At 41.5% G+C, this 21,436-nt stretch carries 11 protein-coding genes; 8 read left to right on the top strand and 3 right to left on the bottom strand.

Going from position 1 to position 21,436, the window contains the following annotated elements:
• Window positions 1-46: 46 nt before the first annotated feature.
• Genes N5O98_RS14445 through N5O98_RS14435 form a run of 3 tightly spaced genes read right to left on the bottom strand, consistent with a single transcriptional unit; the run spans window position 47 to window position 7,130 of the window.
• Window positions 47-1,924 (bottom strand): DUF5123 domain-containing protein, encoded by a 1,878-nt coding sequence (locus N5O98_RS14445; RefSeq protein ID WP_004309416.1) that lies wholly within the window; start codon window positions 1,922-1,924, stop codon window positions 47-49.
• A gap of 15 nt (window positions 1,925-1,939) precedes the next feature.
• Window positions 1,940-3,847, bottom strand: coding sequence for a RagB/SusD family nutrient uptake outer membrane protein (locus tag N5O98_RS14440; protein WP_004301514.1), 1,908 nt, complete (start codon window positions 3,845-3,847; stop codon window positions 1,940-1,942).
• Between the two features lie 25 nt (window positions 3,848-3,872).
• Complete coding sequence (locus tag N5O98_RS14435; RefSeq protein WP_004301515.1) at window positions 3,873-7,130, bottom strand: SusC/RagA family TonB-linked outer membrane protein; 3,258 nt, start codon at window positions 7,128-7,130, stop codon at window positions 3,873-3,875.
• A 348-nt stretch (window positions 7,131-7,478) separates the two neighbouring features.
• Here N5O98_RS14435 and N5O98_RS14430 point away from each other — a divergent pair, with 348 nt between their 5' ends.
• From N5O98_RS14430 to N5O98_RS14395, 8 genes are all read left to right on the top strand, one after another.
• Window positions 7,479-8,273 (top strand): LiaF transmembrane domain-containing protein, encoded by a 795-nt coding sequence (locus N5O98_RS14430; RefSeq protein ID WP_004301517.1) that lies wholly within the window; start codon window positions 7,479-7,481, stop codon window positions 8,271-8,273.
• A gap of 3 nt (window positions 8,274-8,276) precedes the next feature.
• Window positions 8,277-9,095, top strand: a complete 819-nt coding sequence (locus N5O98_RS14425) for a LytTR family DNA-binding domain-containing protein (RefSeq protein WP_004309417.1) — start codon at window positions 8,277-8,279, stop codon at window positions 9,093-9,095.
• Window positions 9,096-9,213: 118 nt separating this feature from the next.
• Window positions 9,214-10,743: a pectate lyase gene (locus N5O98_RS14420; protein ID WP_004320967.1), complete on the top strand. Its 1,530-nt coding sequence runs from the start codon at window positions 9,214-9,216 to the stop codon at window positions 10,741-10,743.
• A gap of 397 nt (window positions 10,744-11,140) precedes the next feature.
• Window positions 11,141-12,022 carry a hypothetical protein gene (locus N5O98_RS14415; RefSeq protein ID WP_118161412.1) on the top strand — a complete coding sequence of 294 codons (882 nt, stop codon included), beginning with the start codon at window positions 11,141-11,143 and terminating at the stop codon, window positions 12,020-12,022.
• Window positions 12,023-12,034: 12 nt separating this feature from the next.
• On the top strand, window positions 12,035-13,840 hold the full coding sequence (locus N5O98_RS14410) for a DUF5123 domain-containing protein (RefSeq protein WP_004309420.1): 1,806 nt from the start codon (window positions 12,035-12,037) through the stop codon (window positions 13,838-13,840).
• Window positions 13,841-13,874: 34 nt separating this feature from the next.
• Window positions 13,875-16,250, top strand: coding sequence for a BACON domain-containing protein (locus N5O98_RS14405; protein WP_004309421.1), 2,376 nt, complete (start codon window positions 13,875-13,877; stop codon window positions 16,248-16,250).
• 36 nt (window positions 16,251-16,286) lie between these two features.
• A complete protein-coding gene (locus N5O98_RS14400) occupies window positions 16,287-19,496 on the top strand; it encodes a SusC/RagA family TonB-linked outer membrane protein (RefSeq protein ID WP_004309422.1) in 3,210 nt (1,069 codons plus the stop codon).
• A gap of 24 nt (window positions 19,497-19,520) precedes the next feature.
• Complete coding sequence (locus tag N5O98_RS14395) at window positions 19,521-21,422, top strand: RagB/SusD family nutrient uptake outer membrane protein (protein ID WP_004309423.1); 1,902 nt, start codon at window positions 19,521-19,523, stop codon at window positions 21,420-21,422.
• Window positions 21,423-21,436 lie beyond the last annotated feature (14 nt).

Below are 21,436 nucleotides of genomic sequence, written 5' to 3'. Positions count from 1 at the left end.
AAATGCAAATTCCAGACTTGACGGAAAACCTTGTAGTTTTATTTAGTTATTTGTTCCAACGTTGGTCACCGACTCTGTATTCTTCAGGAACATCTGCTCCAAAAGTCAAATCTTCACTTGAACCATTAGGGAATAGCTGATCGGAAGTCAGAGGAAGACTAGTATAGTCTTTTCCCCAGTCGGGTGTAACAAATGAAAAGTCAGAAGCCTTATACAAGCCGTTTACGTTCAGGGTTGTAGCTACGGAACTTGTGTTGTAGAAAGGTTTAACTCCACCTTTGGCAAACAGGGTGTTTGATATAGTTATTGTCATGTCTTTTGTATCTCTGCAGAAAGCATCACTTGCTGACATATCATAGAATGTACAATCTTTGATTGTTATTGTACCGGGTTGTCCTGACTTGTGTCTTATGAATTGAGACGCAGAAGCTCCCTTGGATACAATAATAGAAGTGTTGGAAACCACTAAATTGAGAGTTGTTAATGTTACCTTGTCAGAAAGAAGTAATCCATAATGATTGGATGTTGCTGCTCTTCCCAATCCTTTGATGATACAGTCGTCAATAGTAACAGACATAGCATTACTTGTACTTGCATTCATACGAACGATACCACGGATATTGGTAATTGTACACGAGGTAACTTCTATTTCTTTGATGCAACCTGAAGCACCGTTTTGATAAATAAGGGTTGTATTTCCTTCATCGGTAATATTCAGATTATGGAATTCTACTTTATCACATATTCCGCTGGCACCTATGCCTTTTTTAATAGTCATATTAACCTGTCCGTCTTGACTGTCACCCCAGAAAATAAGGTGAGTCACGCCAGCAGCAATGCTTTCTTTTTCTTGTGCAAATCCTTCTGTTCCGGAAACATTGATTAATACTTTTCCTGAAAGATTATCCCAGTTGGCAAGGGCATCTTCCCATGTCATTTCAGTATACCCCGTCGGTTTACCTTTCTTAGTTGTAAAGGTGATACGAGAACATATAGAGCCGTTTGCGAAAGCATAAGCCGTATATTCCGTACTGGAAGCCAAACCTGTGATTGCCACCTTATGTGCAGCAATATCTGCTGGTGATAATTGGGTTCCTGATTCAGGTACTCCTTCGGTAGAAAGAACACAAGCATATTCATCTACATCCACCGTTTCTTCCCATGAGAATACAGCTGAATTTGCTGTTATATCACTGATGGTAGATTCTATTTCCAAACCAGGGATGGTAACAGTCTGTGAACCACGCGGATTATTTCCATTATAAATAGTAATCGTGTATTCAGTGAATGACTTCAAATTTTCAACCCATGCTTCACCTGCGGCAGCTTCTGTTGACGAAATAACACGTGAAGTTGCTTCTGTGGCACCCGTTTCCATGATTTCGAAATGATCGACTGCTAATCCGGCTTCCCATGACATACGTACTTTTCCTTGACCTTCAGGTAAGTCTTCAGTAGTTGGAATATTTAGGATAGCTTCTTCCTTAACTGAAGCAAAAGTCTTTTTATAATTTACCCAACGAGATTCCTTCTCTCCGGAAATAGACTTGATACGCATATAATAAGTCGTATTTACCGCCAGATTATCCATTGTGTAAGGTGACTGCTTGATCCGGTTGGCAGGATCATTTCCATAAACGATATTTCCATTTTCTTCTGATCCCATTGGAGTTTCGTCAGTCATCTCGTTAGGACTAATCTCGATAATGTAATAGTCGGTATTGGATGTTGAGCTCCAAGTTACTACCGCTCTGGCTACTTTACTGTCTGTTTCTATACTGATTCCGTTTTCATCAGTTCCGAAAGGACGGCTATAGGAAGAGTCAATATCCCAATCACTTTTCTCTGTACACGAAGATACAGCCAAAGAGGTCAGGAGCATGAAAGCTCCCATTCCCAATATATTTTTTATATTCTTCATCATTTTACGATTTTAAGATTAATCCGAATAACCATAAGAGTTATGTAATTTACCGTTTGAGGTAGAGATGGTTGTAGAAGCTATCGGCAATAAATAACGATTCTTCACAGCCTTGTTCAATCCGCCAGAAATACTAGGCAAGTTTACTTTCAGATTCTTTTGCTCCTTGTCACTGGTTTCAGCTCCGAAAAAGCTCTTGTTTTCATATTCTCCACCTACTTTAGCTCCAAATACGAGAGAAGTCATATCGATATACATCGGATTGTCCGTGCGATATTTATAGTTCACATACTGTGGATATGTACCATTATACACTGCATTTGTATATTCGTTTTTGAATTCGTCTATTTTTTCGCTCAACAGGTTCCAACGGATTAGGTCGAACTTACGAACACCTTCTCCTGCCAGTTCCCATGCATTTTCGTCAACAATTGCATCGAAGAAGTCTTTTCCCATTAGAGCAGTCCATGCAGCATCACGTTTGGTTGCATCGGTGAAAGCACGGTCGTGTACTTCTTTCAGGGCTGCTGTGGCTGTTAATGTACAACCTTCGGCTGTTGCACCCTTACCATAAAGTTCGTTCACAACTTCGGCATACATCAGCAATACTTGCGGATAACGCATTTTCACTACGTTGATACCGGAACAAACTTTCTGATCGCTGGCCAATACAGCTGCGTACCATTCAGAGTTTTCCATCATCTTACGATAATCCCATTTTCCACAATAAAGACCGAAAGGAGCATTTCCTAACATATATTCTTTAAATACTTTGGTGTTTTTGTCTGTAGAAAGTTGTGAAATAGCACAAGTCAGATCGCGGCGGATATCTCCTTCGCCAAATGACAGATAATAAGGAGCAGTCAGTTTCAACTTACCGGATGAGTTACCTTTCGGACCAAATAGGGAACTGGCACCGTTTATACGATATCCGATAGTATATCCCAGCTCACCACTTTTGTTTAGTCCCATTGGAATCTCGAACAGGTTTTCTTGATAAGTCTGATCTAGTTGTCCGATATTTATTAAACGCCAGTATTCTTCTACAGAAGGATTCAGTTTATGTTTTCCTGAACTGACAACAGCTGCCAGATGTTTTTCGGCCAATTCGAATAGTTCTCTACGTTTGGTATCGCTGCAACGTTGAGTAGGATAAGTAGCGTCACTGTTATCTCCGGTGATATATCCGTCTTTAGCTTGTTCGCGGATAGCATATCCGGCACGTGTCATTGCAATGTTAGCCAAGAGAGCGTGAGCATAGCCTTTGCTTACATGTTCGGTTGTATAACCGTCTTCACCAGCCCAAGGTAAATATCCGATAGCTTCCTCGAGTTCAATTATCAATTCATCCATGATATCGTCACGATCTGCCTTTCCAATGTAAACATTAGACAGGTCGCTGTTGGAAGATTCTGTTTTGAAAGGAATATCACCGAACAAGCGGATCAGATCGAAATAAATCATCGCACGCAATGTCATCGCTTCTGCACGGAATCTCATCATGCTGGTACGGGTTGCTCCTGCTTGTTGTATCAGTTGGCTATTGTTTATACCATCTACTACCAGATTCGCATTCTCGATTACTCCGTACATGGCATCCCATACTTTGGAAAGTTGTGACCATCCCGGATTAGCGTTGTAGTTCATATTACCACGTTCGCTGGACGTGTTGCTTGCATCCGTACCCAAACCGTCAATCAGTTCACAGTCGGTATTGGTTCCGGCAATGATAGGTAGGAAGTTAGAATAAGTCTGGTCTTGCGTCAGGCTGCCGTAAACTTTATTAAGTGCCAATTCTGTATAATAGGCATTATTAAAAGTTGATTCATTATCCAATTCAGACGGTGAGGTCTGATTCAGGAAGTCCGAACAGGAAGACAGGGCAATTAACCCCAGCCCCAGGAATAATGTCTTATATATTTTCATACGATCAATCTGTTTAATGTTTTAATTAGAATGTAACGTTAATACCACCCACAAATGTGCGGCTCTTAGGATAAGCGGCGTAATCTATACCCGGAGTCATCGCATTTTTCTTACTGCTTGTATCGACTTCAGGGTCTGCTCCGCTGTAGTTAGTCCAACAGAACAGGTTATATCCTGTCAGATAGATTCTCACATTCTGCATAAACGCTCTCCTTACAATTGTTTTCGGAAGAGAGTATCCGATAGTAATGTTATTCAAACGCAGGAATGAGGCTTTTTCTACTGCATAATCAGTCAGCTGCATGGTAGTAGCGCTGGCCGGATTGTACATATTGGCGTTAGCGTTTATTTCATTCAGACGTAATCCTGCTGTTGTCATGTCTCCATAGGTATTGAGGACATCTGTAGAGCTGGACGACAGGTTCAAACCAGTTTCCGGATCAATCCATGTGTAACGGTTAGACAATCTGAAATCATTGTTTAAGTTATAACCGGTTCTTGAACCTGAACGGAAAGAAGCTGCCAGTTTTGTTCCATTGACAATTACATTTCCGAGAGAGTAGTTAAAGAATACATTGAAATCGAAATTACCTACACGACCATCGAATCCAAAACCTCCGGTTGTAGGAGCGATAGTGTTACCCAAACGTTGTTTGAGAGGGTTACCATCTTTATCACATTCCAGTTTCAAACCACCCGGATAGTATTTACCACCGGTGATAGTAGGACTGTTATCTTGCATTCCGTCTTTTAATCCCCATTCGCTACCTGCCCAAACCAGTTCGCCGGTAGGGTTGGTGACAGGATCATATACAGTATAATAACCGTTTGTCTTATATCCCCAAACTTCACCCAAACGTCCGCCTTTCTCTACGCGGAAGTCTTCGTATTTGGCCATTGTACTACCTGACCAGTTACTACTTTGCCAGGGAGAGTCTGTATTCAGTTTATCAATGCGGTTGCGGTTGTAAGCAATGTTGGCATTGAAGTTCAAAGAGAAATTCTTTTTATCAAATAAAACAGCACTAACAGACAATTCTACACCTTTATTGGATGTCTGTCCGAAGTTCTTGTACTGATAGTTATATCCGGAGAGAGAAGGAATTTCAGTACGCATCAATAAGTCTCTGGTTGTATTCCAGTAAAAGTCGATAGCACCGGAGATACGATTGTTCCAGAATCCATAGTCAATACCGATGTTACGGGTGACTGTTGTTTCCCACTTCAAATCGGGGTTGTATAAGTTCGTTCCATGTTCCAACATGGTAGTGCTTTCTCCGTTGAAGAAAGGATTGCGTGCATCATTACCTCCCAAAGAGTAAGTGGTGGAAAGCAAACCGGAATTGATACGGTTGTTACCGGCAGTACCGAAGCTTAAACGTAGTTTCAAAGCTGACAGCCAGTCTTGAGTGTTACTCATGAAAGCCTCGTCAGAGATACGCCATGCCAAAGCTGCTGACGGGAAAACACCCCAACGATTTCCGGAACCGAACTTGCTCGAACCGTCTGCACGTACTGTAACAGCAAGCAAGTATTTATCCATCATAGTATAGTTCACACGACCAAAGAATGATAATATGTTTTCTTTTGCAGCAATGGTAGATTGGTTGGCTAAAGCTTTGCCCGAACCCATATTTGCTTTCATATCATCGAAATTCATAGTAACAGGGAAAGCTACAGATACATTTTCTATTGATTTCCTTTGGCTGCTGCTTACTTCATGTCCGATCAATACATTGAGTTTATCACGACCTTTGAACAGTTTTTTGTTATCATAGGTCAATGTGTTGGCATTACGCCAGCTCATCGTCTTTTCTCTCAACAGGTAGGCTTGTGGCTGACCGTTATATCCATATTTAGAATTAGATACTGCATCTACTCCCCAATACTGTTCTGTATCGTCAAACTTCCATCCATATCCGAATTCGGAACGGAATGTCCAGTTCTTGAATGGTTTCCAGTTTAAACCTACATTGTAGTTCTGGTTGAAAGTATTGCGGGTTTTATCCGTTGCAAGCAGACGTTCCAATGGAGATTTCTGTTGTGCCGAACTGTTTTCTTCGTCGTCATCACTGTATTTAAGTGAATCAACCGGACGGAATACGGTAGCATTAGCCACAGTTGAATTGGCAGCATTGGATTCATTGGTATCAGCACCACCACCTAAACCGTCAATGGTAGAGTAACTTAACCGGGCGTTAAAGTCCAGTGTCATCCATTTATTCAGTTCTGATTTAATTTTTGCATTTACATTGTCTTTTTTGAAGCCGGAATTAAGCATGATACTTTTTTCTTCATTATGGGCATAGCTGACACTATAAGTCATTTGCTTGGTTCCGCCACTTACATTAATGTTATATTGTTGCTGGTTTCCAGTACGTCCGAACATCTCGTCTTGGTAATCGGTACCATCAATAGAACGCCAAATATCCATATCGGCAAAGTTTCCATAATCCAGAGAACCGATTTCACGCTGATAAGCAACGAAATCGTAAGGACTCAAGACTTCAGTCAGTTTGGTTACCTGTTTAAAACCGAAAGAAGCACCGAAGTCTACTTGCGTTTTACCTTCTTTTCCGCTCTTGGTAGTAATGATGATTACACCATTTGCACCACGGGCACCATAAATGGCTGTGGAAGAAGCATCTTTCAATACGTCGATGCTTTGAATTTCCGAGGGAGCGATATCACTAATGCTTGAAACAGGGAAACCGTCTACAATATATAAAGGAGAGTTATCCTGTGATAGTGAACCACCACCGCGAACACGGATCTTTATATCTGCATCGGGAGAACCTTCAGTAGTAGTAACACTAACTCCGGCAAGTTTACCGGTAAGGGCTTCAGATGCACTTGCTACTGGTATAGCAGCTAAGTCTTTGGCACTAACAGAGGCTACAGAACCGGTTAAATCTCTTTTATTGACCGTACCGTAACCAATTACTACGACTTCGTCCAAAGCTTTCGAGTCGTCGACCATTTGTACATTAATTGTTTTTCTACCTTGAACGGCTACTTCTTGAGTTTTCATACCTATGTATGAAATAACCAATGTTTTTTTGCCATCAACTTTAATAGAAAAATTACCATCTAAATCTGTAATCGTACCATTGGTAGTATTACCTTTTTCTACAACAGAGGCTCCAATAACAGGCTCTCCGCTGGTGTCTTTCACGTTACCTTTTACGGTAATCGTTTGCGCAGATACGCTAAGCGATATTGCTGAAAATAGTATTAGCAATAAGGAGCGCATGTTTTTCACTTTGTTAGACATTCTTTGCATGTTTATTAATTAATGGTTGTTGTTTGGATATTTCATAAAAAATCCCGATGAGAGTTCATTCATCGCTACAAAAGTATGAGAATGAAGATATAGTGATGTGCAATATTTGTTTTTCACCTCGTATTTTTTGTTTTTTAGTTTGTTGCGAGGTGTAGTTATTAGCTTTGAAGGGTGTTATTTGTGTTCTAAAGGCCGGCAAATATACGAATCAGAGATTTATAAATTGATTTTTTCACCGGTTTTTATCCGGCATTCATCGGAATTTATACCGTAAATCAACTGAAAAGCCTGTGGAAGCATAGGGAAATGATGTATCTTTGAACCATTAATCAATTAATAATAGAAACAATGGAAGAGAAACAAAATTTTCCCCGTGCTACAGGCTTTTCCGGTAAAATACTGATAGCTTTGCTTTTTATCCTTTCCGGGATTCTACTGTTTGCCCGTAATATGGGATGGATAACTTCAGAAGTATTTGATTTGATCGTATCCTGGCATTCACTCCTTATATTATTAGGTATATATGCAATGATTCGCCGCCATTTCATCGGTGGAATCATCCTTTTTCTGGCGGGTGTCTATTTTCTGATAGGAGGACTTTCCTGGTTACCGGAAAATTCACAGGCAATGGTGTGGCCCCTCGCTCTGATAATAGCAGGTGTTTTATTTATCTTCAAACCCGGCAGAAATAAGAGGGCGCAATGGGCTCGTCAGCATACAATGGAACATCGTCGGCAATGGATGAAGATGCATCAGGGTAGACCCGGCATGAACTTTGAGAGTGAGCAACAACAATCGGAATCAGTAGATGGTTTTTTGCGTTCGGAGAATGTCTGGGGAGCTGCACGTCACGTAGTACTTGATGAGTTGTTTAAAGGAGCTATGATTCGTACCTCTTTCGGGGGGACGACTATTGATCTTCGCCATACCCATATTGCACCGGGAGAAACCTATATTGATTTGGATTGCAGTTGGGGAGGAGTCGAGATTTATGTCCCGTCGGATTGGACAGTCGTCTTCAAATGCAATGCTTTCTTTGGAGGATGTGATGACAAACGCTGGCAAAATGGGAATGTAAACAAGGAGAATATATTGGTCATTCGTGGAACGCTTTCTTTCGGAGGCTTGGAAGTTAAAGACTAGCGTATGAAACCACATCCGATAATAGATTATCCATTCCGCTGGATTCCGATGCTGGTGCTGGCGTTGATTCTGGTTGCGACACAGGTGGTTTTAGTCTGTGGATATACCGGAAACGACTATCTTCCTGCTCTGGTAGATGGAGTGGCAACAATTGGTTGGCTGGCAGCCATAGCCTATTTGGCCTGGTTTGTGGTCGGTCTTGTTTCGTTGTTCCAGACGGATATAATCATGATAATCGTTGGAAGCCTGTTATGGCTGGCGGGTAGTTTTATGATCTGTGATATCATGGTGAGGATTGTAGGCATATCCTATATTCCTTTTGCGCAGACCATACCTTTCCGGTTATTGTTCGGACTGCCAACCTTGATTGCCATTACTTTATGGTATCGCCTGATTGTAACTAAAGAAGAAGTACAGAATCAGGAACTGGATAAAGAATTGGCTGCACATCAGCTAACTGTGACCGAACAACAAGGAGAACCACAGACAGAATTAATAGATCGCATTACGGTGAAAGACGGTTCCCGCATTCATCTGGTAAAGACAGACGAACTGATCTACATACAAGCCTGTGGAGATTATGTAATGTTGATAACCCCTACCGGAGAATATCTGAAAGAACAAACTATGAAATATTTTGAGACCCATCTGTCTCCTGATACTTTTGTGCGTGTGCATCGTTCTACGATTGTCAACGTAACACAAATTTCGCGGGTCGAGCTTTTTGGAAAAGAAACTTATCAGTTGTTATTGAAGACTGGCGTGAAACTTAAAGTAAGTCTTTCCGGTTACCGGTTATTAAAAGAGCGGCTGGGGATCTAAAATTTGTTCAATCTTATCATAAAAACTGATTTTTCCCCCATATCGGTCAAAAAATGAATGTCAGAATGAAAAGCTTCCACTACTTTTGTTTCCATCATCTAATAATGTGAATAAGGAAATGAAAAGAAAATTAGTTTATGTTTGTCTGCTGGCAATGGTTGCGGGAGGAATGATGTCCTTTTCCTATGACATACCCGAAAAACAGGAGACAGGCGGCCGGGAAGATCGAGTGATCTCTTTTCCCGGAGCTGAAGGACACGGTAGATACACGACAGGCGGCCGTGGTGGTAAAGTGTATCATGTGACTTCTTTGGAAGACGATGGTTCGCAGGGGACTTTACGTTGGGCTTTGAAACAAAATGGACCTAAAACGATTGTCTTTGATGTGGCAGGTACGATTCATCTGAAATCGGAATTACGAACAGGGAAAGATCATCTCACCATTGCAGGACAGACTTCTCCCGGAGGAATCTGTCTGGCTGATTATGGCTTTTCTATTAATTCTAATAATGTAATTATCCGTTTTCTTCGTTTCCGCCCCGGAGAAGCCAGTGGGAAAGAACCCGATGGGTTGGGCGGCTGTGATAAGAAAGATATTATGGTAGACCATTGCTCTGTCAGTTGGAGTGTAGATGAATGTCTTTCCGTTTATGGTATGGAAAACTCTACGGTACAATGGTGTATTGGCTCTGAAGCATTAAGAAAAGCGACTCATGTAAAAGGGGCACATGGATATGGAGGCAATTGGGGAGGACATAAAGCTTCTTATCACCATAACCTGATCGCTCACTGTGAGAGTCGCGTGCCTCGTCTGGGCCCTCGTCCTTCTACATTAGCTCTTGGCGAATGTGTTGATATCCGGAATAATGTTTTCTACAACTGGGCTGGAAACGGCTGCTATGGCGGGGAAGATCAGCATGTCAATATCGTCAATAACTATTATAAACCGGGACCGGCAACAAAACAGGCTTCCAAACAGGTGCAATATCGTATTGCCAAAGTCGGAGTTTATCCGCAAGCTTATGTTTACGTTGATGGAGAACCCAAAAAGAACTTGGCTTTTCAACCTTACCTGCAGAAATGGGGAACTTTCTATATTGATGGAAATAAGATAGAAGGTAACAACAAAGTTACTGCCGATAACTGGACGGACGGAGTCTATGCCCAGTTGAAGAATGATGAAAAAGTAGATTTCCTCTGGACAGAAGATGCCAAAGAATCTATCCGTCTGAAAGAACCTCTTGATTTTGGAGTAATCACTACTTATTCGGCTGACAAGGCTTATGAACAGGTGATGAATTATGCAGGTTGCTGTAATTATCGTGATGAAGTAGACAAACGTATCATTTCCGACACCCGGAAAGGAACGGCAACTTTCACCGGAGAAGGAAATAAACCCGGATTTATCAATAGCCCCAAAGACACAGGCGATTCTCCCTGGCCGGAATTATCAATAGCAGGTCTTTCGGCACCGGTAGATTCGGACGGTGATGGCATACCTGATGAGTGGGAAATAAAAAACGGACTTGATCCGAATAATCCCGTAGATGGAAATACAAAAACGAAAGATCCGAATGGACAATATACGAATCTTGAGGTATATTTGAATAGTTTGGTGCAACATATAGTCGATGCACAGAACAAATAGGTAATCAGCAATTCCCCGTTCAATGCGGAGAATTTAGATGATATGCCCTTCAGGTGTTTTATGATAACATTTGAAGGGCATATCTTTTTTGTGCATGGCTATACCAGAGGGGCACTTTTTTACCCCAGTCCGTTTTTTACTCCTTTTCTACTAAATCTTACTCTATCTTCTCTTGCTTAATCCTCAATTTTGCACTGGTGAAAGAACAAAGAATTCACTCTAGCGAAAAACATCATTAATGTACAATGAAAATCTAAACAGAATGAGAAACATGAATTTATTATTCCGGAGTATGAATTCTCCTTGAAAAGCGACCCTGTTCTTTGGGTGAAAAGGACCATAAAAAGGTGGTTGTATTTTTATATTGTATATCTTTAAACTGTATAAACTAATATTTATGAGACATCTAACAAGAATTTTATTTTTATTATTTCTCACCTTTTTCTCTTGTTCACAGCAGGTGGAGGATGGATGGGAGTCTGATGAGTTACCTTGTGAGCACGAAACGCATCCTGTAAGCGTTAGTTTTAGCCGTGCAAGTCTTGAAACCTTTACCGAAGAAGGCATAACGGAGATTGGCATTTATGCGTATCTGAAAGATTCTATGGTATATGGAAAGAATCTTTCTTTAAATGATGGAAACTTACAAATAGATCTTCCTCTCGGAGAAAATCTGCAAACTTTCGCTGTAGCAAATGCGGATCATCTGACCGATGTAGACAGCCTCTCTAAAGTAGTAGTGTATCAAGATATCTATGCACAAAAACAGGTGTATATTTCAGATGTTGTAGATCTGACCTCAGACTATTCTGTCAGTAATCTAAGTCTGGAACTGAAACGTTTGGTTGGACAAGCTACATTCCAGCCTAGAGAAACTGCAGATGAACTCAATGCTATTACTCGGTTTGACCAGTTGAATGTCACTTTTACGAATGTCGGTGTCGCCTATAAAGTAAAGACCGGTGCATGTGTTCAACAGGATACAACGATTAATGTGGATCGGGCTGCAGGCTTTAGTGCATCTGTTTATTCGTTTCCAACAATCAATGCAGACTTAAGAACGTCGGTAGATGTGGTATATTTGAAAGGCGGAGAAGAAGTAAACCGCACAAATAGTCCGCTTGATACAGGCATTGCCTTTGAATCGTCCAAACATTCTATAGTCTATATGCCTATATTAGAGGAAGCGTATTTACAAAATTCGTGGACTCGTAGTCTGGTCATGAGGAAAACTGATATGTTCCCCCAACCATTTACAATAGAAGAATCTGAATTTTAAAACAGGAGTCTTATGAGAAAAAATATAATTTATTCTTTAGTGGGATTGGCACTTCTGCTGGGTACGTATGCTTGCTCTGATGATGATAAGTATTCGACTTCAGTAGTAAATCAAATTGAACTATTTTTGGATGATGAACCGTGGGCAGTGAATACAGGATTGTCAACCAAACCTCTTTTTATATATAAAGATAACGGAGAGTATTTTGCTAATTATACCTCACATTATCGTTTCCAGTTACCTAATGGAAAATATAGGATTTTGTCAACAACACAGACAGATTCGATTCCTTGCCCGAGTAATTTGAATGATATTGTTATTCGGCAAGACCCGGCTGCAAAAGTGAAGTATGCTATTTCAGCTCCTGTGGAATACAGTTCCCCATTCAATGATCCGTTGAGTATTCGTATGTATAACCGGACAGGAGTGATCCGTCTGAAAGCTACAGATAAAAAAGCGGATAAGAGATATTCAACGGTACGCGCTGTGCTTTCATGTCCGATTTCCGGTTATAAAGTATCAGATGCCAGATTCATAGAAACGCCGATAGAAATTATCCGCGATAAAGCTACCAGCAGTGGTGGTGTGAATTATACAGATGATATGGTGTTGTTTGAGACACGGACGATAGGAAAAGAGATAGGTATTCGCATTGATTATTTGGATCAGCATAATAATGTGGTGCAGTCGAAAACTATTGATGGTACATTCCCTATATTGCCCGATGATACTACACAGGTGGCTTTTGCTCTTAATAACGCCGACGAACCGATGATTCAGGATTATAAAGTGACGATAGCGTCGGAAGGATGGGATGAAGAAGAAATAAATCCGGAAGCCCCGATGAGAATACCGGATGGATATAGATATGTGAATCCGGAAGAGAATCTGGAACAGATATGCAAAGCGTTGATGGCGGATGTGACTGTAACTGAAGTGAAGCTGTTCTTGAAAGCAGGGGGAGAGTATAAGTTGGGAAGACAGACTGATTTTGGAAAGAGTCTCTATATTGTAGGACAGAAACCGATAAATGGACAAGAACTGGCCCATATGGAAATGGGTAATATGAGCATATCTACCGGTGATAACAAAATTGATGCTGTTCATTTTGAAAACCTGAATATAAAAACGACAGACTCGGATTTTTTCAAGTTCAAAAATCAACATTTCCATGTGAAAGAGATTTCGCTGAAAGGGTGTGATATTAATGATTTGGGACGCACGATGTGGTATCAGGAAGTAAATGCCAAACTGGCACAAACTGTTGATAACCTTATTATTGAAGATTGCCGTTTCTTCGGCTTAAATTCAGGTAGCAGCGGATTGTTTGGGTTGTCTACTAAACAGGATGCTCCTATTTACAATATTGTGTTCAGAAATTCTACATTCCATGCAAATAATCTGACTAAAGCATTGATAACAGGTTTGAGTTCCATGACCGGTGATTTGAGTATAGCCATAGAGAATTGTACGTTCATCGGAATGGCACCTGTAGGTATGACATTCTTTGATTTGTCGCCGAAGAATACCAGCAGTTTCACATTGACAGTTAAGAATAATCTGTTCAGTGGCATATCCGAAGAAGGAAGTGGTACTTGGTTTAATTTGAGAAATGTAACAGGCAGAACATTTGCAGACAATTATCATACGCAGGGTTTCGTCATGAATACTTGGGGAGTAAACGATAATGAACTTCCGGCTGAAACAACTTCAATGAGTGCACTCTTTACGGATGTTGAGGGAAGGGATCTGACTATTAAGGACAAGAGTTCGGAAGTATATACCAAAGGAATCGGTGATCCGCATTGGATTAAATAATAGTTAAAGTATAAACGAATAAATTATATAGGATATGAGATCATTTCTAATCATATTATTGGCAGGATTGCTTGGGGCTTGTAGTTCGGATGACGAAAAGAACGAAGCAGCATTAGCTAATAACTTGGAAGTATCAAAGAATGAGGTGAAACTCACCAACGTAGGAGGTTCTTTTACTATCAATGTGACTGCAACCGGCGATTGGACAGCTAAAGTCACAGAAAGTAATAGTAGCTGGCTGACTCTTTCGAAAGAAAGTGGAAATGGAAACGGCGATCTTCGTTTATTCTTCACTGAAAACACAGATGACGCGAAGCGTGAAAGTAAGATTAAGGTTACTTTGACGAATGTTAATACGACGATTGAACAGGAAATCTCTGTAGAACAACTGGGTACTGATCCGGATATTTTGCTGGATTATTCAAAGGAAGTGATTCCATTTTTAGGAACTACTCTGATTTGTCAGGTTGTATCCAATGTGGCATGGAAAATAGAGATTGACGATCAAACCGACTGGATCAAGGAAGTCGATCAGTCTGCACAGGAGAGCCGTAGTTTTGTGACAGATAATGTTCACTTTGCTATTGCATTGAACGTGGCAGCGGAGAGAAGAGGGAATATCGTATTTAAGACAGTGGGTGATTACATCATGAGTAAGACTGTGGAGATTGTTCAGGAAGGAGTCAAAACGACTCTGGAAGTAGAGCAGGATGAATATATTATTCCTTATAAGTGTAAGGCACTAACTATTCCCGTCACTCAAGAATATGCAATAGAATATACGATGACTTCAACCGAACCCTGGATTACTTTGGATAAGGAAGCTTCGACAGAAGATGCAATCGTACTGAAAATACAAGATAATACAGATCGTTTTCCACGCACTTCTTCTGTGATCATAAAGAACAGCGTGTTGGAACAGAAGATAGAGATTTTTCAGTATGGTAAACCTGATACGAGTATTGGTGACGACCCATCGGCCGGACAACTTTTGGCTTTCCCCGGTGCGGAGGGAGGTGGACGTTTTACAACCGGAGGCCGTGGCGGTGAAATCTATCGGGTTACTAATTTGGAAGATTATGGCAAAAATGAAACTCCCATCAAAGGAAGTCTGCGTTATGGAATCGAGAAGTCCGACCAGCCTCGGAATATCATCTTTGATGTTTCGGGTATCATAGAACTGAAGCGTGGATTGTTTTTAGTAGATCATCCCAATGTAAGTATCTTGGGACAGACAGCTCCGGGCGATGGTATCACGTTGAAGAACTATAATTTCTCTTTTAATCTGTCGGCAGACAGCAAAGAAATGAATGCAATTATTCGTTTCTTACGTTGCCGTCCCGGTGACAAATACGAGGATTATGCCGAAGATGCTATTGGAGGAAGATATTTCACGAATGCGATTGTCGATCATGTTACTGCCAGTTGGGGAGTTGATGAAACTCTGTCTTTCTATGGTTGTCAGAATTTTACTGCGCAGTGGTGTATGTCAACAGAGAGCTTGAATAATTCCAATCATGCCAAAGGAGCTCATGGGTATGGAGCGATGTTTAGTGGTGATAATGCTTCTTACCATCATATTCTGATGGCACATCATAGTAGCCGTGCTCCCCGAATTTCTGATATGCCGGAACCCGGAACCCAAGGAGCCGGTGACCATATCGGATATTTTGATGTACGAAACAATGTCTATTATAACTGGAGTGAAGCCGGATTTGGCTGTTATGGTGGAAAATATGGAACGTTCAATATTGTCAACTGCTATTATAAAGCAGGACCGGCTACCGGAACAGGAAGTATGTCCTGGAGAGTTCTGTCAAGTGATCCTACCGCCAGAGCATATATCGAGGGCAACCATGTGACTGCCAGTGCAGAAGTTACGGCAGATAACTGGACGAATGGAATCTGGAGTCAATTTTGGCGCGATTTGCATCCTACAGAAGAAGAAATGCATGCAATGAGAATGGCGGAACCGCAGCCATTTAGTAAGGTGACCAGCCATACACCCGAGCAAGCCTATGAAAAGGTATTGCAATATGCCGGCGCCTCTTTGCGCAGAGATATTATTGATCAACGTATCGTGAAAGAGGTCAGAGAAGGTACTTCTACATGGACTGGTTCGAAGGATGAAAAACCGCGCCCTGGAATTATTGATACGGTGGGGGATACAGAAGGATATCCTGAAGTTAAATCGTTGAAAGCCTGGCCAGATACGGATGGCGATGGAATTCCTGATATTTGGGAAGAAGCTTACGGACTTGATCCGAATAATCCGGATGATGCTGCACAGATAAGTACGTCAGTAGATCCCAACGGGCGTTATTCCAATCTGGAAGTTTATTTTCATAACCTGGTTCAGCATATTGTTTACAATCAGAATCTGGGCGGTCAGGTTATCGAGAAGAAATAGTAAACCGTATATTTTGTAACAAAAAACTTTAGTATAATGAATAAACTAATTATAAGTATATTCACCCTGTTATTGGTGGCGGTCAGTGGTTTTGCACAGACCGTAACCGGTACGGTGACAGATAACTACGGGCCGGTAATAGGTGCCGCAGTAATGGTGCAAGGCACAAAAATAGGTACTACTACCGATATGGACGGAAACTTTACACTGACCAATGTTCCTGATGTGAATAAAGCTGTGTTGACTATCCGTTATGTCGGAATGAATGAAGTGAAAGAACCGTTGAAAGGACGTACTTCCGGAATTCATATTCAGATGACGGAAGCCGTCGGACAACTGGATGATGTGGTCGTAATCGGTTATGGTACACAGAAAAGAGGAAATCTGACTGGTTCGGTATCGAGTGTATCGGGCAAGGTTCTCGAAAAAGTACCGACTGCTTCCGTTGCAGAGGCTATTGTCGGTAAAATGCCGGGTGTGCAGGTGACAGCAGTGGATGGTTCACCGGATGCGGAAATTAAAATATTGGTGCGTGGTGGAGGTTCGATCACGCAGGACAACAGTCCGCTGATTTTGGTAGACGGATTTGAAGTGGGGAGTTTAAATGATATTCCACCGACAGATGTAGAGTCCATCGATGTCTTGAAAGATGCTGCTTCTACGGCAGTTTATGGAGCTCGCGGTGCTAATGGTGTCATTCTGGTGACTACCAAACAAGCAAAGGAAGGACGCGTATCTATCAATTTGAATACTTACTTGCAGACAAGCACATTATCAAACAAGCTGGACGTGATGGATCCCTACGAATATGTTTTGATGCAATATGAGAATGCCCGTCAAAAGAATTCCATACCCGACGATTTCTTTAATAAGTATGGACAAGCATATGAATTCTATATTTATCAGGGAGATAAAGGAACGGACTGGCAGGATGAAATTTTTGGAACGAATCCGGTATCTAAATATGTAGACCTTAGTATCAATGGCGGTACAGAGAAAACGAAGTATAAAGTGGCATTTATCCATCAAGACCGTCCTAGTGTGATGGTGGGGAACGGGTTGAAACAGAACAACCTGAATGTGAGTCTGAATACCCAGCTCTTTAAATTCCTGACTTTTGAATACCGCACCCGTTTGTTGCATAAAGAAGTGGACGGTTCCGGTACGGATGGGGTGAGTCTTTTGGATGCACTCCGTCAGGCACCTACTGAAGGATTGGATGAATATATGAAATTGCCGGAAGATGATACTTATTATGACCCTGATTTATTGGATGAGATAACCCGCTTTAACCCGAAAGAAGAATCTGAAAAGAATTATAAGAAAAGAATTAATAAGTCTCTCAATACGATAGGTGCTCTGACTTGGAATATAATGAAAGGCATGACTTTCCGTACGGAATTCGGCTTTGAAAATAATGCAGAGGAGTCTCGACGTTTTTGGGGCACTGATACATCTAACGCCAAGAATAATAATAACCAGCCAATGGCTGAGTGGAGTATGTCTCAAGGTTCCAAATGGCAATTATCCAATGTGTTTAACTACAACTTTATGTTGGATGATACGCATGATATCCAATTGATGGTCGGACAAGAAATGAAGAGTTCCCAATCCAGCCGTAAGACCTATACTACCCGCTATTTTCCGGTGAATACAACTGCGGAAAAGGCATTTGATAACCTGTCTTTGGGTACTCCTTACGAAAATAAGTCTTCTGCCGGTTCGCCCACACGCATTTCTTCTTTTTTCGGTCGTGCTTACTATGGATATAAGGATAAATATCTCGCTACTGTGACCTTGCGTGCCGATGGTTCATCGAAGTTTGCTTCAGGCAATCGTTGGGGATTTTTCCCGGCAGCGGCTGTTGCATGGCGTATGTCTAATGAGGACTTTTTGAAAGAGAGTGAAGTGGTGTCGAATCTTAAATTGAGAGTAAGTTATGGTGCTTCTGGAAATGACCGTATCTCTTCCGATATTTATCAGAAATTGTATGGTATCAGCAGCAGCCGGCCTGCGGGTTGGGAAGAAACGAGCCGGTACTATTATCAATTTTATAACACGAAAGAACTGTATAATCCCCATGTAAAATGGGAGACTACCATTACCCGTAACCTTGCCGTTGACTTCGGCTTTTTCAGAGAACGGTTAAGCGGATCATTGGAATTCTATTGGAACACGGTGAAAGACTTACTGCTTTCTTCTACTATTCCCGGCTATACAGGCTACACACATCTTATGGAGAATGTGGGGCAGACTTCAAACCGAGGGGTTGAGTTGTCTCTGACCGGTTATATCATGGACCGTCCGGACTTTACATTGAACGCGACGTTTAATATCGGTCGTAATAAAAACAAGATCGACAAACTGGCAAGTGGTGAAAAGGAAATGGTGCTTTCTTCTGGCTGGGCTGGCTCTCAACTCTTGAATTCAGATGATTATCGTGCCTACGTAGGAGGTACTACCGGTTTGATCTATGGATTTGTGAATGACGGTTTCTATACAGTGGATGATTTCAAGCCATTTGATTCAAAATCCAGAACATGGACATTGAAAGACGGAGTCGTAAACTCCAGCCCGTTGTCCGGTGACCCGCGTCCGGGTAATGCCAAATTTAAAAAACTCACTCCGGTGGATGAAAATAGTGCCAACCCGTATACGTTGACGGATGACGACCGTACTGTGATCGGTAATACTACTCCGAAGTTTTCGGGAGGATTTGGATTAAATGCAACTTTTAAAGGTTTTGATGTAAGTGCATTCTTTAATTTCATGTATGATTTCGATGTGTTCAATGCTAATAAAGTAATGATGACTACATGGGCAAGCAATAATTACAACAATTTCAGTATGGATATTTCTGCTGCGAAGCGTTGGCGTAATTTTGACGATATGGGTAATGAAATTCGTTACAGTCCGGAAATTCTTGCAGAGTTTAATAAGAATGCGACGATGTGGAATCCGACTTCTATCGGACGTCCCATTGCAATGTCATATGCAGTGGAAGACGGTTCTTTCCTGCGTCTCAATACGGCTACTATCGGCTATACACTGCCACGTGCATGGACCAATAAAGTGGGTTTGAGCAGAGTACGTTTCTATGCGTCAGGTTACAACCTCTTTACGATTACCGGATATAGCGGTTATGATCCGGAGGTAGATATTGCTACCGGATTAACGCCGAATATCGATAATAACAGATATCCGAGAAGCCGCACATACACGTTCGGTGTGCAATTGACCTTTTAATAAACTAACTAAAATGAAAGAACAATGAATAAGAAGTTATTATATTCAACCATAGCCTGCGCGATGCTCTCTTTCACATCTTGTAATGACTTTCTGGATGTGGAGCCTCCTTCAGGATTTACCCCCGGATATGTTTTTACTTCAGAAGAGGAAGCCAAAGCCTTGATGACTAAAATGTATTCTGCAATGACAGAAGACGGTATGTATGGCAGTACGCTTGCCAACAGCCTGAATACGAATACGGATGTAGAAATGTCTTCCTTTAAGAATAATACCGTAGCGGCCACCGGTGCGGATATCGGTTGTTTCGATTCCAAACCCTACTGGAATACGTTGAATAGTACATGGAACAATATGTATTCCGTGATCAATTATGCGAACGACTTCCTGCATGAAATGGAAAATTCCTCTTTGTTCTCCTTACAGATAAAAGAGGAGGGACCGACTGAAATACAACAGATGTACGGAGAGGTGAAAACACTTCGTGCGATGCTTTATCTGGATTTGATTCGTACATGGGGAGATGTCGTCTTTGTGACCGAACCTTCGAAATCCACAGATGATTTCTTTTCAGTCGGTGTGACGGAACGGAACAAGATACTGGAATACCTGATTGACGAGTTGATTGATGTAGAGCCGATGATGAAATATGCCGCCGATCTGGATTACGGGGTAGAGCGTGCTTCCCGCGAATATTGCCAGGCACTTATCGGACAACTGGCTTTGTATCGTGGAGGATGGTCTTTACGTCCCGATAAAGAGAATCCGGACAACGTGGGATATATGGAACGTGGTGACAATTTCGAGCATTATTATGATATCGCTATCACCTATCTGGGTAAAGTAATCAAGGAAAACAAGCATGATTTGAAACAGAGTTACGAAGAACTTTGGTACAATGAATGCAATTGGACGACGGCGAATAATGACGATGTGATTTTTGCTATCCCTATGCTGAAAAGTGTGACCAGCCGTTACGGGTATAATGTAGGTGTAACGATTGCCGGTGACAAGCACGAGTACGGAAGTGCCAGCAATTATCTGCATTATTGTGGTACGTATATGTTTACATTTGATGGGGATGATTTGCGTCGTGACGTTACGTGTGCTCCTTACAAATACGATAAGAACCTGAATCAGGAGATGGATATGGGAATCGCCGGCATGGGAGTAGGTAAATGGTCGAAACTTAAAATGAAGTCTCCGTTAGGCTCTTCCAGTGGTGCGGGAACGGGTATCAATAGCATACGCATGAGGTTTGCAGATGTGTTGTTGATGTATGCTGAAGCGGTGAACGAGCGGTTCGGACCGCGTGATGATGCAAAGGAAGCGATGAAGAGGGTAAGGCGGCGTGCGTTTGATTCTTCTTTGTGGGCTTCGAAAGTAGAATCTTACGTAGAAAGCCTGAATAGTGAAGACGATTTCTTCAAAGCAATCATGGACGAACGAAAATGGGAATTTGGGGGTGAAAGTATCCGTAAATATGACTTGGCCCGTTGGAATAAGTACAGTGAGGTGATCTATAATCTCTATTTTGAAATGATTAATTGGGGGTTGGTTGCCAATGGTACCTATATACCGGGTATTGATAAAGTACCTGAAAATATTTATTATAAGTCAGTCCCTGATCCGGAACATCCGGACAGAACCATTCTGGATATAGTCGGCATTGAGAAAGAAGAATTCGGAACGGGTAAACCTGCCGGTTATCAAACGTTGGCATACGCTATTGGATGGAGAGTCCTGAACTCGGAAACGCAGCAATTTGAGACCTTGAAAGAGATTTCCTGGAGTTTCAGAGGATTTATCAATCTGAATAACGACAAGAGTGTGAAACCTTCTGATCCGTTGAGATATTTGTGTCCTTATCCTTCACAAGTAATTACAGACCATAGAGGGGCTATTCAAAACTATTATGGATATTAACCAGTAAAAATGAA

This window comes from Bacteroides sp. LFL-34 (assembly GCF_027257075.1).
Classification (GTDB): domain Bacteria; phylum Bacteroidota; class Bacteroidia; order Bacteroidales; family Bacteroidaceae; genus Bacteroides; species Bacteroides ovatus.
The sequence above is the reverse complement of the archived record's forward strand: the minus strand, read 5'-3'. Positions and strand labels throughout refer to the sequence as shown.

Coding starts and splice junctions, on each gene's coding strand:
- N5O98_RS14415 (WP_118161412.1), top strand. CDS start 11,141: ATGAGACATCTAACAAGAATTTTATTTTTATTATTTCTCACCTTTTTC.
- N5O98_RS14395 (WP_004309423.1), top strand. CDS start 19,521: ATGAATAAGAAGTTATTATATTCAACCATAGCCTGCGCGATGCTCTCT.
- N5O98_RS14430 (WP_004301517.1), top strand. CDS start 7,479: ATGGAAGAGAAACAAAATTTTCCCCGTGCTACAGGCTTTTCCGGTAAA.
- N5O98_RS14435 (WP_004301515.1), bottom strand. CDS start 7,130: ATGCAAAGAATGTCTAACAAAGTGAAAAACATGCGCTCCTTATTGCTA.
- N5O98_RS14425 (WP_004309417.1), top strand. CDS start 8,277: ATGAAACCACATCCGATAATAGATTATCCATTCCGCTGGATTCCGATG.
- N5O98_RS14440 (WP_004301514.1), bottom strand. CDS start 3,847: ATGAAAATATATAAGACATTATTCCTGGGGCTGGGGTTAATTGCCCTG.
- N5O98_RS14445 (WP_004309416.1), bottom strand. CDS start 1,924: ATGATGAAGAATATAAAAAATATATTGGGAATGGGAGCTTTCATGCTC.
- N5O98_RS14400 (WP_004309422.1), top strand. CDS start 16,287: ATGAATAAACTAATTATAAGTATATTCACCCTGTTATTGGTGGCGGTC.
- N5O98_RS14420 (WP_004320967.1), top strand. CDS start 9,214: ATGAAAAGAAAATTAGTTTATGTTTGTCTGCTGGCAATGGTTGCGGGA.
- N5O98_RS14405 (WP_004309421.1), top strand. CDS start 13,875: ATGAGATCATTTCTAATCATATTATTGGCAGGATTGCTTGGGGCTTGT.
- N5O98_RS14410 (WP_004309420.1), top strand. CDS start 12,035: ATGAGAAAAAATATAATTTATTCTTTAGTGGGATTGGCACTTCTGCTG.